The sequence below is a fragment of the Pseudoalteromonas sp. S327 genome (genome assembly GCF_005886415.1).
GTDB lineage: Bacteria > Pseudomonadota > Gammaproteobacteria > Enterobacterales > Alteromonadaceae > Pseudoalteromonas > Pseudoalteromonas atlantica.
The window spans coordinates 64,364-81,141 of the sequence record NZ_PNDP01000030.1 but is presented as its reverse complement, the minus strand read 5'-3'; the positions used below and the strand labels follow the sequence as shown (position 1 = coordinate 81,141).

14 protein-coding genes and 1 riboswitch are annotated in these 16,778 nt (G+C 42.2%); of the genes, 8 read left to right on the top strand and 6 right to left on the bottom strand.

The features are described 5' to 3' along the window. Positions 1-359: 359 nt before the first annotated feature. Complete coding sequence (locus tag CWB60_RS09395) at positions 360-1,253, top strand: bifunctional GNAT family N-acetyltransferase/hotdog fold thioesterase (protein WP_138578053.1); 894 nt, start codon at positions 360-362, stop codon at positions 1,251-1,253. 72 nt (positions 1,254-1,325) lie between these two features. Here CWB60_RS09395 and CWB60_RS09390 read toward each other — a convergent pair whose 3' ends face one another. From CWB60_RS09390 to dapA, 5 genes are all read right to left on the bottom strand, one after another. Next, positions 1,326-2,360: a phospholipase A gene (locus CWB60_RS09390; RefSeq protein ID WP_004588421.1), complete on the bottom strand. Its 1,035-nt coding sequence runs from the start codon at positions 2,358-2,360 to the stop codon at positions 1,326-1,328. Between the two features lie 209 nt (positions 2,361-2,569). After that, on the bottom strand, positions 2,570-3,691 hold the full coding sequence (locus CWB60_RS09385) for a succinylglutamate desuccinylase/aspartoacylase family protein (RefSeq protein ID WP_064386563.1): 1,122 nt from the start codon (positions 3,689-3,691) through the stop codon (positions 2,570-2,572). A 5-nt stretch (positions 3,692-3,696) separates the two neighbouring features. After that, the gene (locus tag CWB60_RS09380) at positions 3,697-4,902 is read right to left on the bottom strand and encodes a PLP-dependent decarboxylase (protein WP_138578052.1); all 1,206 of its coding nucleotides are present in this window, start codon (positions 4,900-4,902) and stop codon (positions 3,697-3,699) included. Next, complete coding sequence (locus CWB60_RS09375; RefSeq protein WP_029773501.1) at positions 4,902-5,642, bottom strand: 2,3,4,5-tetrahydropyridine-2,6-dicarboxylate N-succinyltransferase; 741 nt, start codon at positions 5,640-5,642, stop codon at positions 4,902-4,904. The genes CWB60_RS09380 and CWB60_RS09375 overlap by 1 nt, the downstream gene beginning before the upstream one ends. A 15-nt stretch (positions 5,643-5,657) precedes the next feature. Then, positions 5,658-6,542: a 4-hydroxy-tetrahydrodipicolinate synthase gene (gene dapA, locus CWB60_RS09370; RefSeq protein ID WP_029773500.1), complete on the bottom strand. Its 885-nt coding sequence runs from the start codon at positions 6,540-6,542 to the stop codon at positions 5,658-5,660. A gap of 128 nt (positions 6,543-6,670) precedes the next feature. Then, a riboswitch (Lysine riboswitch) is annotated at positions 6,671-6,867 on the bottom strand. A gap of 194 nt (positions 6,868-7,061) precedes the next feature. Between dapA and CWB60_RS09365 the strand changes: the two genes are divergently transcribed. The 6 genes from CWB60_RS09365 (at position 7,062) to CWB60_RS09340 (ending at position 15,551) form a co-directional block, all read left to right on the top strand. Next, entirely contained in the window at positions 7,062-7,766 is a 705-nt protein-coding gene (locus CWB60_RS09365; protein ID WP_096738934.1) for a DNA-3-methyladenine glycosylase I, read from the top strand. 2 nt (positions 7,767-7,768) lie between these two features. Continuing rightward, the gene (locus CWB60_RS09360) at positions 7,769-9,175 is read left to right on the top strand and encodes a protein adenylyltransferase SelO (protein WP_138578051.1); all 1,407 of its coding nucleotides are present in this window, start codon (positions 7,769-7,771) and stop codon (positions 9,173-9,175) included. Between the two features lie 335 nt (positions 9,176-9,510). Beyond that, a complete protein-coding gene (locus CWB60_RS09355; RefSeq protein WP_138578050.1) occupies positions 9,511-10,569 on the top strand; it encodes an OmpA family protein in 1,059 nt (352 codons plus the stop codon). A gap of 308 nt (positions 10,570-10,877) precedes the next feature. Beyond that, positions 10,878-13,475 (top strand): bifunctional aconitate hydratase 2/2-methylisocitrate dehydratase, encoded by a 2,598-nt coding sequence (gene acnB, locus CWB60_RS09350; protein WP_138578049.1) that lies wholly within the window; start codon positions 10,878-10,880, stop codon positions 13,473-13,475. 198 nt (positions 13,476-13,673) lie between these two features. Then, entirely contained in the window at positions 13,674-14,306 is a 633-nt protein-coding gene (locus CWB60_RS09345) for a 2OG-Fe dioxygenase family protein (protein ID WP_004588163.1), read from the top strand. Positions 14,307-14,315: 9 nt separating this feature from the next. Next, complete coding sequence (locus tag CWB60_RS09340) at positions 14,316-15,551, top strand: cysteine desulfurase-like protein (RefSeq protein ID WP_138578048.1); 1,236 nt, start codon at positions 14,316-14,318, stop codon at positions 15,549-15,551. Positions 15,552-15,571: 20 nt separating this feature from the next. Here CWB60_RS09340 and CWB60_RS09335 read toward each other — a convergent pair whose 3' ends face one another. Further along, positions 15,572-16,276 carry a 2OG-Fe(II) oxygenase gene (locus CWB60_RS09335; RefSeq protein WP_029774123.1) on the bottom strand — a complete coding sequence of 235 codons (705 nt, stop codon included), beginning with the start codon at positions 16,274-16,276 and terminating at the stop codon, positions 15,572-15,574. A gap of 36 nt (positions 16,277-16,312) precedes the next feature. Between CWB60_RS09335 and CWB60_RS09330 the strand changes: the two genes are divergently transcribed. Then, positions 16,313-16,702, top strand: a complete 390-nt coding sequence (locus CWB60_RS09330; protein ID WP_024032015.1) for an acyl-CoA thioesterase — start codon at positions 16,313-16,315, stop codon at positions 16,700-16,702. The last annotated feature ends 76 nt before the right edge of the window (positions 16,703-16,778 follow it).

Genomic DNA, 16,778 nt, shown 5'->3' with positions numbered 1-16,778 from the left:
GATTTGTAACCTAGTGGGCTAGGTAACTGCTCCTGCGTTACTCTACTGGCTTATATCCATGTAGGCAACAAAGAGTAAATTCCCCCAAGGCAGAACCCTTCGCTCAGTGCATGTTCAATCTCTAAAGGCCCAGCATAAACTAGCTGATGCGATGGGTAAAACAGTTATTTTTTCGCTTGCTTACCAAAGTCGTATTGGCAGTGTTTAAAAGATGGAGTATGGTATTTGCCATAATAATTCCAACCAACTTAATCTTTAATTTTCTAATGTAAAAACCAATGTGCAGGTTAAAGAGTTATTCAGTTGGATTACATGCCGTAGCCTTTATTTTTATTTACGGCAAAACAACAGGAGTATATATGTTTCAAGTAACTACACCGCAGAGCAGCGAAGACTGGCAAGCGTACTATCAATTACGTTGGGAAGTACTACGTGCGCCTTGGAATGAGCCTCGTGGCTCTGAACAAGATGATATGGAACAAGACTCAGAGCATCGCTTTATAAAAAATAACAACGGTGATGTGCTTGGTGTGGCCCGTTTACATTTTAACAACCATGAACAAGCGCAAGTACGTTACATGGCCGTAGCCGAAGGCAACCGTAATCAACATATTGGTAGCCGTTTATTACATGAGCTTGAAAAAATAGCATGGACGCAAAATGCAGGCGAATTAGTGTTATTTGCTCGCGAGCGTGCGCTTGAGTTTTATAAGCGCCACGGCTACGAGCTAAAAGAAAAAGCCCACCTTGCGTATGGCGATGTACAACATTTCAAAATGATTAAGCAAAAGCCTAGTGAGCCGGGTTGGTTTCGCCACCCTGATTGGACGCAAGTACTGCAAAATATTTGGCGTGAATCAATCCCAATTAGTGATGCAATGGGTATAAAAGTAGAAAGCTACACTGATTGGCAGTTTACAACGCGTGCTGATTTAGACGCTAACTTAAACCTACACAACACCATGTTTGCAGGCTCTATATACAGCTTAGCAACCTTAACAGGTTGGGGCGCAACGTACTTAGCGCTTAAAGAGGAAGGGCTTGAGGGCAATATTGTATTAGCCGATGCCACTATAAAATACTTAAAACCACTTAATACCGACCCACGCGGTTGTGTTGATGTGCAAACCTGTAAAGGTAAGCTCAGTGAGCTGGAAACAACAGGCAAAGCAAGCTACGTAGTACCTGTTACTATATTTGATGGCAGCGATGTTGTTGCAGAGTTTGAAGGGGTGTTTGCCGTTAAAAAATAACGAGTAACGCTTTAATAAAAAAGCCAAGCACTTTATAAAAGGGCTTGGCTTTTTTTATGGTGTATTAATAAATTATAGTAAATCGGTAAGTAATATACCTACACCAATACGCTCTACATCAGCGTTATAATCAATTAGGCTCTCACCGTAACCGTTAAAGTACTGCGCGTAGCCACGCAAACGACCCCAAAGCGGGAATGACCAATCTAGTTGAAGTGCACCACGGTTATCTGAATTTAAATTGTTACGAGTCATAAAGCTAAACTCGTGATCGTGATAACGATACGCCCCGCCAAATTCAAAGTAACCCATGTATTTGTAAATATCTGGATTGTCGTCGCCATCGGCTTCTAATATATTGTCTTTTTCATCCTCGGCAATGCGATACCAAGGTTTAAAGCTAAATACAAAACCGCTCTTTTCCCATATAAAATCGGCGTAAATTCGGTTCCATGAACGAGAGTTTGGCTGGCTGCGGCCATTAGATTGGTGCGAAATACCCAGCGCTATGGCCATTTCGTCGCCCCAAAGTACGTTTTCTTGGTCTAGGTAGTTTACCCAAAATATTTCTGGTTCGTAGTTGGTTTCACGAAACGGAGAAGAAATCTCTGAGTTATAAATTTGCCAATACGACTGCAAGGTAAAGCCAAAAAAGATGGCTTGGTCGTCATCTGCAAAATCATCGTACAGTGGTACCTTAATAGAAAGCTGGTATTTAGCCTCTAGGTTATCAAGGGGTTCGCCATTTTCTTCATCTGTTAGCTCGTCAAAGCCATCAAACGGGCGATCGTTAGGGTGCGAGACATACGATAAAGGTAAAATGTAGTTACGTTTATGCGGCGTAATTACGTTACGATTTTTTTTACTTACCTCTTCGCGAGCCTTGCGTTTATCAAGTGCGGTAAGTTGTTTGTTTTCTTCAAGGGCGGAGCATTTTGTACGCAGCTCGTCTAAGGTTTGCTTACCATCGCCACCAATTACTTCATTTAAAATACATTGCTTAACTAGCTCTATGTCGTTGTCTTGTTCATTTTTTTTAACCTCTTGTTGGGCAAAAGAGGGTGTGCTTAGTAAAGCCGTAACTGCAATCCAATAACGCCAGCTCATTGTTTATTCCTTTGAGAGTAAGGTAGATTTATAAATTATAACGTGTTTTTACATTTGTAACGGTGAACTTTCACTGAATTTACACTTATTTGATTACCTTACGTTTACACCGTTATCACAGATCAAAAAAAGCGGCATATAGCCGCTTATATTGTAAGTTAGTTAACTTACTCTCACGCAATGAGAAGGGGGAGTTATAGCGCGGTGCGTTATAACTCAAATACGTTAGTAAAAAACTTATAAAGTTCAGTGCCTTGGTTTACGCTTGCTGAGGCAAAATGCAAAATAGCAATTGCATCGCAATCGAGGCTTAATGTTTGTAGGGGCTGCTCAGTTAAATAGCGCTCCATGCGCAATATATGGGCTATTGGCTCACCTGCCTTTATGTGTGCGCCTAATGGGGCAACATATTCAACCATGCCGCCAATCGGCGCATAATAAGCAAAGTAGTCATCTAAATGGCACGCATAACGGGTCATCTGCTTAGGTTGATGCACTGCATCTACCAATACATTTTTATGGTTCAAATAGCTTAAAATGCTGTTTGCATCGTCAAAGGCGGCTGCTAAATCTATTTTTTCTTGGCTGCCTAGCTCTACTGTAAAGGCTTCAACCTGTACATTAAAGTCCCTGCCTTGCGCACTAAGTGCATCACTTAGATGCCACCATGGGCAAAAGCTAGCTTCATCCATTGCGCCATCAAAGTCGCTTGGAATAAGCAGTACGTGTTCAATATTAAAATAACGTGCGCTGTCGCTGGCATACGTTGGACAGTACAGATGCTTACTTGAAATAGGCCCCGTGTGTAAGTCGAGCACGATATCGGCTTGATGCGCAAGCTTTTGCAGGTTAAGCGCAATGCGTTTACCGGTATTGAGCAAGTAAGCTGGGCCATTAAGTTTGGCATCTATTTCATCAAGCAGGGCTTTTTTAAAGTTACTTTTTAAAGCTGCATCGTCGTACTGGCTATGCTCGTGTGCAAACTGGGTAACTAAATCACTATTGTAGTGATACATACGGTTCCAGTTAGTGCCAGTAATAGGGTCGAATCGGCCAAGGGTAAATTCCCCTGACTTTTGATTACAACCAATAGGGTTAGCATAAGGTACTAAGGTAATGTCGCCTTTTAAATTGAGCTGTTTTAACTGCTCTAGCAGCTGAAAAATAACCGCGTTACCTTGTACCTCGGCGCCATGCATATTGGCTTGGATATACACGCTTGGCCCGCTGCCATCGCCTTTTAAGCGATACACCGGAATAGTTAGAGGTAAGCCGTTTGCTACTTCCCCTACTACAATATTTTCTTGGCTAATGGGTGTTGTTATGCTCATGTTTATTACCTTAAGTAGTGATTGGCATCTTCTGCTTGGCGCACACACGTGAGCTCGCCATTTTGTAACACGTATTCTGCAGCTAGTTCATGGCATAAAAAATAGGGCATGCTTTCGGTAAAACCATAGGCGCCACATTGGCTAAACACCAGCCAGTCTTGCTCGTTTAAATCGCTTGGTAGGCTATGCTCGCCTAAGCAATCAAGGGCAGTACATAATGGGCCGTATAAGCTCATTGCTTGTTCTGGCGCTGTTGATTCGCGCAGTAACGCCGCAGGAAAATCTTGGCTTGTAACAGCAGGACGTAATAAGTGGTTAATACCACCGGTTAAAATAACTTGCTGTTGCCCGTAGTTTTGTTTGCACTCAACGACGGGGTTAGCGTAATGTCCGCATTCGCCTACAGCGTAACGGCCAAGCTCCATCCAAAGCTCGTCTACACCCGCATCTTTTTTAATTTTTGCCAGCGCGGTGATTAATCCATCCCACTCAAGTGTTGCATCGTTTGGTGTGTAAGGAATACCTAAACCGCCGCCTAAGTCTAAAATTTTCAGGTTTATATTTAAGTTATTAGCCAAGGTGGTAAGCGGTGCAATCATTTGCGACCACAGCTCGCTTAGCTTTTGTGTGCTAAGCATGTTGCCCCACTGAAAAATATGTAGGCCATCAAAATTAAGTGCTGGGTAATCGCCAGTATTGAGCGCTTGCCATTCATCGCAACCAAGCCCAAACGGTGTAAGGCTGTCACCCCCTAATGGGTTTTTTTCACCTTCTGGCCAGCGTAATTGCACACGCAGTAATACTTGCAGCTGCGTATTTTGCAGCTGCGCTTGCTGGTTTAACCAACGTACTTGATTGAGGCTTTCGGCAACAAAAATACGCACGCCGCGCTCAATAAAGTGTTTAATTTGTTTAGGGCTCTTTGCAGGCCCTGTGTTGAGCACGCGCTGTGAACTAATACCTTGTGCAAGGACTTGTTCAAGCTCACCTTTACTTGCTACGTCAAAGTTAAATCCGGCGCTGTCTAGGCATTGAATAACCTTAGAAAGCGGATTGGCTTTTACCGCATACCAAAGCTTTACATCGGTTTGCGCAACTAAACGGGTAAGGTGTGCGTTTAGTTTGTCTAAGTCGTAAACAAAAAAAGGTGTATCAAGTTGCTGAGTAAGTGTATTTACGGCGGCCTTGATAGGCGTGCTCAAAAAGCTCATTATCGTAAAACCTCTTCTAGCAATAACGATGCATCGCTTTGCTCGTCGCGGTATTTAACAATGAGTGCACACGACATGCTTAGGCCTTGCTCACGAGCCCATTCGTTAGACGCAGGGCGAGAACCTGGTATTACAATAGCGTACTCTGGAATTGGCTCGCCTTTATCTAGCTGGCGCTCGTTAACACAGTCGTAAACCGGAATAGTTGCAGATAAACGCACACCTGGTGCAAGTACAGCGCCTTTTTTAACCACTACGCCTTCAACAATGACACAACCTGCGCCAATAAACGCATCGTCTTCAACCACGACTGGGCTTGCCCCAATTGGCTCAAGTACACCACCAAGTTGAACAGCTGCGCTTAAATGTACATTTTTACCAACTTGTGCACATGAACCCACTAATGCGTGGCTATCAACCATCGTACCTTCGTCGATGTATGCGCCAATATTTACGTACGCTGGTGGCATAATAATAGTGCCTTTAGCTACGTAGGCACCGCGGCGAACACTGGTGCCACCTGGTACCATACGCACGCCATCGTCAGTGCTAAATTCTTGTGGTGCAAGGTTGTGCTTATCAACAAACCCGCCTGCAAACTCGGTGTTAGTGCCATTTTTAAAGGCTTCTAAAATGCCTTGTTTTACTTCTACGTTAGCTTCCCATTGGCCGCTTTCGTTTTGTGATGCTGCGCGTACTGCGCCCGATTCTAAATTATTTAGTAGTTCTAACCAGCTCATTATAAAAACCTGTGTTTAATGCCAAGATAAAATGGTGTCGTTTGCAGTGGTAATGCAATCGGTTTGCGTTAACTCAAGATGCGTTAAAGGTGGACGCAACAGTGGGCTATTTAAACGCCCTTGCTGGTGCATTAGCACTTTAACGGGAATAGGGTTTGCTACAGCAAATAGGCTATTGATAGCGCGAGTCCACTGAGCAAATAAATTGGGGTGTTGACCGCTTAGGCTGCGCTTTACAAATTCGTGTGTTTGCAAAGGCCATGCATTGGCCGCAACCGAAACTAAGCCTTTTGCACCTGCTTGGGCAAAGTAGGGCATAAGTGCATCGTCGCCACTGTATAGCGCTAAATTAGGCGCGGCTTGTCGGTATGCTTCAAATTGGGTGATGTTGCCACTGGCTTCTTTTAAAGCCCACAGTTTTGGGTGCGCTTTTAAGTTTTCAATGGTTTCGATAGGAATGCTTACACCGCTGCGCCCAGGTACGTTGTACAACATACACGGATGCGCGCTTTCGTTTAATAAGCTTTCGTACCAATGTGTTTGACCTACAGCCCCTGGTTTTGCATAAAGAGGCGAGCCTAATAAGTAGCTGTGAATAGGTAATTGGTTACAGTAGCTAACCCATTCTTTTTGTTGGGCCAAATTACTACCACCAACAGCAACCATAAGCGGTACACTGGGTTTTAATTGGCACACGTGCTCAACAATGCCTTGCTGCTCTTTAAGCGTAAGGGCTAAGCCTTCACCTGTGCTACCGAGCAGTAAAATACCGTTGTGTGCCGCTTCTTGTTCGCTAACAAGTGTTGTGAGCGTGTCGTAGTCAACATTACCTTGTTGATCAAACGGCGTAACAAGCGCTGTCCACAGTGCGTAGTCGTCTAAATTGAAGTTGTGAATCATCTCTTACGAACCTATAAGGTGTTCGAGATATTAAGGAGGCTGTATGATGTGAGCCGCATTAACGTCGTTCGAACAGTATTCGAAGAGCGAATGGGCTTAAAATAATAGGGCGCACGGCCTTATTATTTAAGACCAGAAGCTCTCCACCAAACTAATAAGCTGTTTTAAAACAGCTATTGGTGACAGTCGCTAGGATTCAACCTAGTCGCCCGAAGTAATTGCTTCGCAAAAGCGTTTACCTCTCGGCGGTATTCCCCTCACATATGCTCACTGGAGTTTGCGCTCCTAACATACGCTACCTGAATAACGCACCTCTTCTAGCCCTTTGTATTTTGTTTAACCGCAAAAGGTTTAACAAAATACAATTTAAATAGGGTAATTGCGGCGATTAAAACATTTTAGCCGTCTAGGTGTCAAGTTGCAGGATACAGATTAGTTCATCGAAAATGCGGGTGGTTACGTATTGGCTGCTTTTCTCGTAAACTAACCCTATGAGCAGTGATGAGGTATTTAATAAGTATGGAAAAATTTAGCGATATTTATAAGCGAGCAGTAGAGCGAAAAGGCTCTGAAAAAATGCTTAAGTTATTACTCGCAAAACCCTTATCTAAAAAAGCATTAAGCGCATTAAGTGACGACGACTGGCTTGAAGAGTTTACCCGTAAAGTATTTCAAAGCGGGTTTTACTGGTCGGTAATAAACAGTAAATGGCCAGGTTTTAGAGAGGTTTTTTGGCAGTTTAGTGTTGATAAATTACTTATGATGCCGCCCGATATGCTCGAGCAAAAAGCAACTGATGAGCGCATTATTCGTAATTATAAAAAGGTAAAAACAATTCCTGAAAATGCCTACATGATCCACGAAATAGCACAGCAACATGGCAGTTTTAGCCAGTTTGTAGCTAACTGGCCAGGCGATGACATTATTGGTTTATGGGCGCATTTAAAAAAACACGGCGCCCGTTTGGGCGGCAATACAGGCCCGTATGCCTTAAGAGCGCTTGGTAAAGATACTTTTTTACTTTCGCGAGATGTGGAAAGCTACCTAAGAGCGCACAAAATTATCGATGGCGGCCTGCAAACTAAAAAATCACTCACTGCCGCACAGGCGTTTTTTAACGAAATGCAAAAGCAAAGTGGTTTGAGCCTGCAAGAACTTAGCTTAATTGTGGCTTACAGCGTGGGCGACAATCGCGTAGGCATAAGCCAACAAACAGAGGATTAACCATGAAACTAGTGCCAAGATACACAGACATAGCAGATAACTTCGCAATAGAGGACAGTCCTTCAAGCGTTGCAGCCCCGCAATTACTTTTGTGGAACGAAGCGTTAGCACAGCAGTTTAATATAGATGTTGAGCCAGCGCTGCGGGCCAGTACTTTTGCTGGTAACGAGCCACAACCGGTAAATGCTGTAGCGCTTGGCTATTCTGGGCATCAGTTTGGGCACTTTTCGCCGCGCTTGGGGGATGGGCGAGCGCACTTACTGGGTGCTATCAGCGATGATAAAAATCAGCTGTGGGATATTCAGTTAAAAGGCTCAGGCGCCACGCCTTTTTCAAGAGGAGGCGATGGACGATGTGCACTAGGCCCCGCTATTCGCGAGTATATTATGAGCGAAGCTATGCATGGCTTAGGAATTAAAACCACGCGGTGTTTAGCTGTTGTCGGCACAGGCGAAGCTGTTTATCGTAATCCGCCGCAACCAGGCGCAATTGTTACCCGCTTAGCAAGTAGTCATATTCGCGTTGGCTCGTTTCAGTATTTAGCAACTCAAGGTGATGTAGAGGGATTAAAAAAATTAGCTGATGTAGCCATTGAACGCCATTACCCAAGTATTCAATCAACAGGGGCTCAGCGCTATTTAGACTTTTTAGAAGCCGTTATAAATAGTCAGCTAGCGCTGGTTATTAGCTGGATGCGAGTAGGCTTTATTCATGGCGTTATGAATACTGATAATACCTTGATAAGCGGCGAAACTATCGACTACGGCCCGTGTGCAATGATGAATACCTTTGATTTTGATACCGTGTTTAGCTCAATTGATAAGCAAGGTCGCTATGCCTATGGTAATCAGCCAAATATTGTAAGTTGGAACTGCGCGCGTTTAGCCGAGAGCCTAATCCCGCTAATAGATGAAGATGACGAACAAGCTGTAAGTTTAATGACGCCGCTAATTAATCAGTTTTCTACGTTATTTAACGAGCAATATAATCAAATGTGGGCACAAAAATTAGGCTTAGCAGGTTATAACGAAGACGATGTAGAGCTTGTAAGTAAGTTATTATTGTTATTTCAAGAGCATAAGCTCGATTACACCAACACCTTTGATGCCCTAACCGAGTCACTAAAGGGTGGCAAAGTGCCAGATAAATTAACGCAATGGGCCCAGTTATGGCAAAAAAGATGTGATGAAAACAGCTATAACCTTATGAGAGCGGCTAACCCAAGGGTTATACCGCGTAATCACATCGTCGAAGAAATCCTCGCGCAATATAATCAACACGGCGAGAGTGAGCTGCTAAGCGACTTCTTAGCGGTGATGAGTAACCCATATGATAAAACAGCTAACTTAGCCCGCTTTCAAGAGACAGGTAAAGATGACAAGGGCTATCAAACTTTTTGCGGTACTTAAGTATTGTAATTAATTGTAAGTTACTGATTATAAATAGTCATTTTTAAATGGTTCAGTGTCCAATGATTGAGCAGTTATATACTCGGTGGTATTGTTCGCATTCATAAAAAGTAACTATTTGTAAATTACCATAATTTATTAATTGCCGATTAGGTAAAAATTTTCACTTAACCTACAATTGGTGGTTGGAATGTCTGTATATCGTTGAAAAAATTTATAATCTTTATTTTTTCGTTAAGTATCGATTAACAAAAGCTCAGGTAGTGTGTACAAAACTGGTTGAGCTAGCATTGATTAGCTACAATTTTCTAAGTTGTTAAAATGGGAAGAAAACAATGAAATTAAAATCACTTACAATTGCAATTGCGTTAGCTGCAACTAGCGCGTCTACATTCGCTGCCGATAAAGAAGAAGGCCTTTACCTTGGTGTTTTCGGTGACTACTATGATGCGTCATGGAAAAACATGCGCGCACAAACTGGCCTTGATGTAAACGAGTCAACTGGTTGGGGTGTAGAAGCAGGTTACCGTTTCAGCGATTATTGGAGCGCACGTCTTGAGTATGCAGATATGGACTTTAACGCGTTCGATAAAGTAGCGGGTAATCGTAATAATATCGACGGCGAGCGTTACGGTATTGATGCGCTTTACCACCTTGACGGCGGCCCTTTCTACGGTCTATTCGGTATTAAAGAAATGGACGTAGTAGATGACAACACATTCTTAAACGCAGGTGTTGGTTACCAACACTTTATTACTGATGGCTTTTTCGTAAACGCTGAAACTGCGGTATACCAAGGTCTTGATAAAGGTTACACAGATGTAGGTGCTAAAATTGGTATTAACTACTTATTTGGCCAAAACTCTATGCCTGCACAGCCTGTAGAGCCAGCGCCTACAGCAGTAGTAGAAGTACCTGTAGAACCTAAAGACAGTGACAACGACAACATCCTAGATAAAGATGATAAATGTCCTAACACGCCAATGACAGACGCTGTTGATGGCGATGGCTGTACTTTATACGAAGACCGTGAAGTAACAACAAGCTTATTAGTTACTTTCCCACATGATTCTGCACAAGTTGGTCAACGTTACTTTGACGACATTGCATCAGTATCTGAGTTCTTAAAAGAGCACGAAGATACAACTGTACTACTTGAAGGCCACGCGTCAGCGGTAGGTAACGCAAACTACAACAAGATGCTTTCTAAAAAGCGTGCTGATGATGTAGCACAAGAGCTAATTAAAGATGGCATTGCTGAAGATCGCATTACAACTGTTGGCCTAGGTGAAGAACGTCTTAAAAACACAGCTAACACGAAAGAAGCTCACGCTGAAAACCGTCGTGTAGAAGCACATGTAAAATCTATTGAACGTGTAAAAGTTAAGCGTTAATAGTTACTTACTTTATTTTAAAAACCCAGCTTAGTGCTGGGTTTTTTTATGCCTTTAAAACAGCATATGCAGTATTAACCTGATTAAACAAGAATGATTATTACTTAACAAACATTCACGAAAATAGAATTTACGCTTACCACTATTCATAATATTTATAGTCGGTATAATCAGTTGCTTAGCTGGATGGATTTTCATCTATACATAAAAGCTTTATAATCCCGCGTTAGAATACTATAAGTATTGGGTTACTTTTTTTGCGCATGATGCGCTACCGAATACTTTCACGTCACCAAGAGGGCAATATTGTGCTACAAGAATATCGTAAACACGTAGAAGAACGTGCCGCGTTAGGTATCGTACCAGCGCCATTAGATGCTCAGCAAACGGCTGGTCTTATTGAACTAATTAAAAACCCACCAGCGGGTGAAGAAGAGTTCATTTTAGATTTACTAATCAACCGCGTACCACCAGGCGTTGATGATGCAGCATACATCAAAGCAGGCTTTTTAGCGGCAGTTGCTAAAGGCGAAGCACAATCTCCATTAGTATCTAAAGAAAAAGCAGCAGAATTATTAGGTACAATGTTAGGTGGTTACAACATTGCCCCAATGATTGAGCTACTTGATGACGAAACACTTGCGCCTATCGCTGTAAAAGGTCTATCAAACACATTATTAATGTTTGATGCATTTTACGACGTAGAAGAAAAAGCAAAAGCAGGCAACGAGCACGCTAAAAAGATTATTCAATCTTGGGCAGACGCTGAATGGTTTACTAACAAGCCAGCTGTTGCTGAAAAAATCTCTGTTACTGTATTTAAAGTAACCGGCGAGACAAACACTGATGATTTATCACCTGCACCAGATGCATGGTCACGTCCAGATATCCCACTTCATGCTTTAGCAATGCTAAAAAATGAGCGCGACGGTATCACTCCTGACAAAGCGGGTGAAGTAGGTCCAATCACTAAACTTGAAGAATTAAAAACACAAGGTTTACCACTTGCATACGTAGGTGACGTTGTAGGTACTGGTTCTTCTCGTAAATCTGCAACTAACTCTGTGCTTTGGTTTATGGGTGATGATATCCCATACGTACCTAATAAGCGCGTTGGTGGTGTATGTTTAGGTAACAAAATTGCGCCTATCTTCTTCAACACAATGGAAGATTCAGGTGCGTTACCAATCGAGTTAAATGTTGATGAGTTCAACATGGGTGATCAAATTGATATTTACCCATACGAAGGTGTAGTTAAGCGCCACGGTACTGATGACGTTATCTCTACTTTTGAACTTAAATCAGACGTAATTTTAGATGAAGTACGTGCCGGCGGCCGTATTCCTCTAATCATTGGTCGTGGTTTAACAGACAAAGCACGTACCTCTTTAGGTTTAGGCGCTACTGACGTATTTAAAGTACCAGCAGTCACTGAAGTGTCTGATAAAGGCTTTACACTAGCGCAAAAAATGGTTGGTAAAGCATGTAACGTAGCAGGTATTCGCCCAGGCCAATACTGTGAGCCTAAAATGACCACTGTAGGTTCGCAAGATACTACAGGTCCTATGACACGTGATGAGCTTAAAGACTTAGCATGTTTAGGTTTCTCTGCAGATTTAACAATGCAGTCATTCTGTCATACCTCTGCTTACCCTAAACCAATTGACGTAAACACTCACCATACGCTTCCTGATTTCATCATGAACCGTGGCGGTGTTTCACTTCGCCCAGGTGATGGTGTAATTCACTCTTGGTTAAACCGTATGTTATTACCAGATACTGTAGGTACTGGTGGTGATTCACATACACGTTTCCCATTAGGTATTTCGTTCCCTGCGGGTTCAGGTGCAGTAGCGTTCGCAGCAGCAACAGGTGTTATGCCACTTGATATGCCTGAGTCTATTTTGGTTCGCTTTAAAGGTGAAATGCAACCAGGTATCACTTTACGTGACCTAGTACACGCAATCCCTTACTACGGTATTAAGCAAGGCTTATTAACAGTAGAGAAAAAAGGTAAAATCAACGAATTCTCTGGTCGCGTACTAGAAATTGAAGGTGTTGAGCACTTAACTGTTGAACAAGCGTTTGAATTATCAGATGCATCAGCAGAGCGTTCAGCAGCAGGTTGTACTGTTAAGCTTTCTAAAGAGTCTATCAGCGAATACCTTGAGTCTAACATTGTTATGCTTAAGTGGATGATCTCTGAAGGTTACGGCGATGTACGTACAATCGAACGTCGTATTAATGCAATGCAAGAATGGTTAGCAAACCCAGAACTTATGGAAGCTGACGCTGATGCAGAGTACAAGCACGTTGTAGAAATCGACCTAGCAGAAATTAAAGAGCCAATCCTTTGTGCTCCAAATGACCCAGATGATGCGCGTTTACTTTCTGATGTTACTGGCGAGAAAATCGACGAAGTATTCATCGGTTCTTGTATGACTAACATTGGTCACTTCCGTGCTGCGGGTAAATTACTAGATGGCTTTACAGGTCGTATCCCAACTCAACTTTGGGTAGCTCCACCAACGAAGATGGATAAAGACCAACTAACTGACGAAGGTTACTACGGTATCTTTGGTCGTGTTGGTGCACGTATCGAAACGCCAGGGTGTTCACTGTGTATGGGTAACCAAGCACGTGTTGCTGATAAAGCAACGGTTGTTTCTACCTCAACACGTAACTTCCCTAACCGTTTAGGTACAGGCGCAAATGTATTCTTAGCATCAGCTGAGCTTGCTGCAGTAGCGGCAATTTTAGGTAAATTACCTACACCAGCTGAGTACCAAGAATACGCAGAGAAAATCAATGCAACGGCTGCAGATACATACCGTTACTTGAACTTCCACCGTATGCCTCAGTACACTAAAAAAGCAGACAACGTAATTATTCAGCAAGCTGTATAATTTAAAGCTGTTTTAAAAAAACCCGCTTAGGCGGGTTTTTTATTGGCTAAAATAAAATTGAATATTTCATGCTGTAATAAGTTTTAATTGAATTAAATATAAACATTACCCACTTTTTATATAAATAATAAAGCAAATATTCCTTTCTACATGCATTAAAATCTCTTTCAATATTCTCATTATTTTAAGCGAGATTTTATGACTGCATTAAACAACCAGAATTTACTGCAACTTCGTTTTATTAACCAAGCAAATATTGATTTGGTTAAGCCTTCTTTTGATAACCTACCTGCTAATCCGTATGCAGATGGTGAATTTCGTAAGCGTCGTTACTCGGTAATTAAATTTCAAAATGGTGAGCTAAAACTACAAGCTGCCAAAGCGTTTGTTCAAGACGATTCTATTAATACCTTTCAGGGTAATGTTGAGCGTACTTATGAAAACTTAGAGCAAAGCTTACTTGAGTCAGAAGGTATGAAAAGCATTGTAAGTGAGTTTTGTGAGCTTACCGGCATTGATGAAGGCCGTGATATTGAAATTCACCAATTTAGAATGCTTGCCATTGATAGCGATACGCCCGCAGCACCTGAAGGTGTGCATCAAGATGGGTTTGACCATGTTTGTGTATGTGGTGTTTCTCACGAAAACTTAGAAGGCGGCGAGCTGCTTGTATACGAAAACAAGCAAGCTGAACCGTGTTTTAAAATGGAAATTAAAGACGGAATGTTTGCACTAATAAACGACCGTCAAGTTTGGCACAATGCAACGCCAATGAACAAAGTAGATACAAACAAGCCGGGTTACCTGGATTGTTTTGTACTTACCTCTTAAGGAATGCTCATGAACATAGCGCAATTACGTGAGCAGTTTCCTGCATTAATACAAACCGTTGATGGTAAATCGCCAATATTTTTAGATGGCCCAGGTGGCTCTCAAGTGCCGCAGTCTGTACTAAGTGCAATGACTGCTTATTTAGGGCACTACAACTCAAACTTAGGCGGTGCGTTTTTTTCAAGTGATAAAACCGTTGAGTTGATGGCAAATGCGCGCCAAGCAGCAGCCGATTTACTTAATGCGCCAAGTGCACAAAATATAGTGTTTGGCCCTAACATGACCAGCCTTACCTTTAGCTTTAGCCGTGCTATTTCACGCGATTGGCAAGCCGGTGATGAGATTATTGTAACTAACGCCGATCACTTCTCAAATGTATCGTCATGGCAGCAAGCAGCGCAAGATAAAGGCGTTAAAGTTCAAACCGCTTTAATTAACGAGGCTGATTGCAGCTTAGATATGGCGCAGTTTGAAAGCTTATTAAACAGCAATACTAAACTGGTTGCGGTAACTTACGCTTCAAATACTACGGGTTCTATTAACGATATAAAACGTATTATAGAGCTTGCCCATGCTGTAGGCGCATTAGTGTACGTTGATGCCGTGCATTATGCACCGCACGAGCTTGTTGATGTTCAGGCCCTTGATTGCGACTTTTTGGCTTGTTCTGCCTATAAGTTTTTTGGTCCTCACTTAGGCATGGTGTACGGTAAAACACAGCACCTTGAAGGTTTTACGCCTTACAAAGTAGAACCAGCTAAAGATGTAGCACCAGGTCGATGGGAAACAGGCACGCAAAGCTTCGAAGCCTTAGCTGGTTTTATTGCCGCTGTTGATTACATTGCTGCAATTAGCGGGCTTGATGAAGGCCACACGCGCCGTGAAAAGTTAGCTGCGGCTTTTGCTAAAACAAAGCAGCATGAAATGGCGCTTAGTGAGCACTTTTTAACACGTTTGGTTAATTACCCGCGTATTAAATTGTTTGGTATTGATGATTTTGATCGCTTAAACGAGCGTACACCTACTTTTGCTTTAACGTTTGAAGGTTTAGAGCCACGTGAAGTGTCTGAATTTTTAGGTAAGCAACACATATGTGTGTGGGATGGACATTTTTACGCGCAAGGTTTGTGTAAGCAATTAGGTGTGCTTGATAAAGGCGGTGTAGTACGTATTGGTTGTATGCACTACAACACCATTGAAGAGCTAGATCAGTTGTTTAATTTATTTGATGAACTGCTCGGTTAAATGATACTAATTTTGGTGCGCTAACTTTTAGGCGCACCATATATTTGCTCTGCACGGTTAAATAGCACCCACGAGGTTAAAATATACTTATCGTTAGAGACAGGTTTATTACCTCGATGGGTATGCGTAAAGTAGCCAGGGGCAATGACCATAGTGCCTTTTTTAGGCGCAATTTTACGTTTTTGATAATAAAACTCTGTTTCGCCACCTTCCTCTACATCGTTTAAATAAAACATAAATAATAATACACGGTGCAGGGCTTCATTGTGTTGTAGCTGTGGATACACTTCACTATGCCAGTAAGGGTAGCCGCCTTTATTTACCTCGTACTTTTGCGCCTGAATGTTCCCAAGTCTAAATATTTGCTGCACCAACACAGAGAGCTGTGGTTTGCCCACTTCGTCAAAGTTATCCTGTGTTAAATCCACCACATCCCCCGTTTTTGGGTGATAAACTTTTAAGCCAAATGCGCCAATTAGCATAAAAAAGTGTGCTTCTACATAGTTAAAAACATGCTGTGCAGTGGTTTGCTGAATATGCTTTAATTGTTGGGCGTATTCTGGGTAACTGTTTAATTGCAGGTCGTGGCTGTCTTTCTTTTTTAAGTCCACACCACCAGAGGTTACACCTTGTTTTACATGCGGGCTGTTAGAGAATGTGGTAATAAAGTTATCGCAAAAATCATCGCTTAACGCGTTATCAATAACGTGGATAAAGTCCGTCATGATTTACCTTTTTATTTAGTTTTTATTTGGATTTTTATGTTTATTGAAAAAGTGATGCCGCGCTTTAGCGAAACAGATGCACTCGGACACATCAACAATACCGTACTACCTGTGTGGTTTGAAGCCGCACGCGTCCCTATTTTTAAATTTTTTACCCCCGATCTAAACCCACACGACTGGAAACTGATCATTGCTAAAATAGAAGCATCGTTTGTAGGGGAATTATTTTATGCTCACGAAGTGACGATTAAAACAGCTGTTGAGCATGTAGGAAATAGCTCTTTTACCATTAAGCAAGAGGCGTGGCAGCAAGGTAAATGCTGTGTTGTGGGTAAAACTGTATTAGTGCGTTATAACTTTAAAAACAAAGCTAAACAAAATTTAAGCGAAGCAGAAGTCGCAGCACTCAGCGAACACCTAGTTTAACTAGGTGCATTTACTCCACGCAACGAGGAGCGGTGATGTAAACCACAAGCGACAGCTGTGAATTTTTATAGCGTTA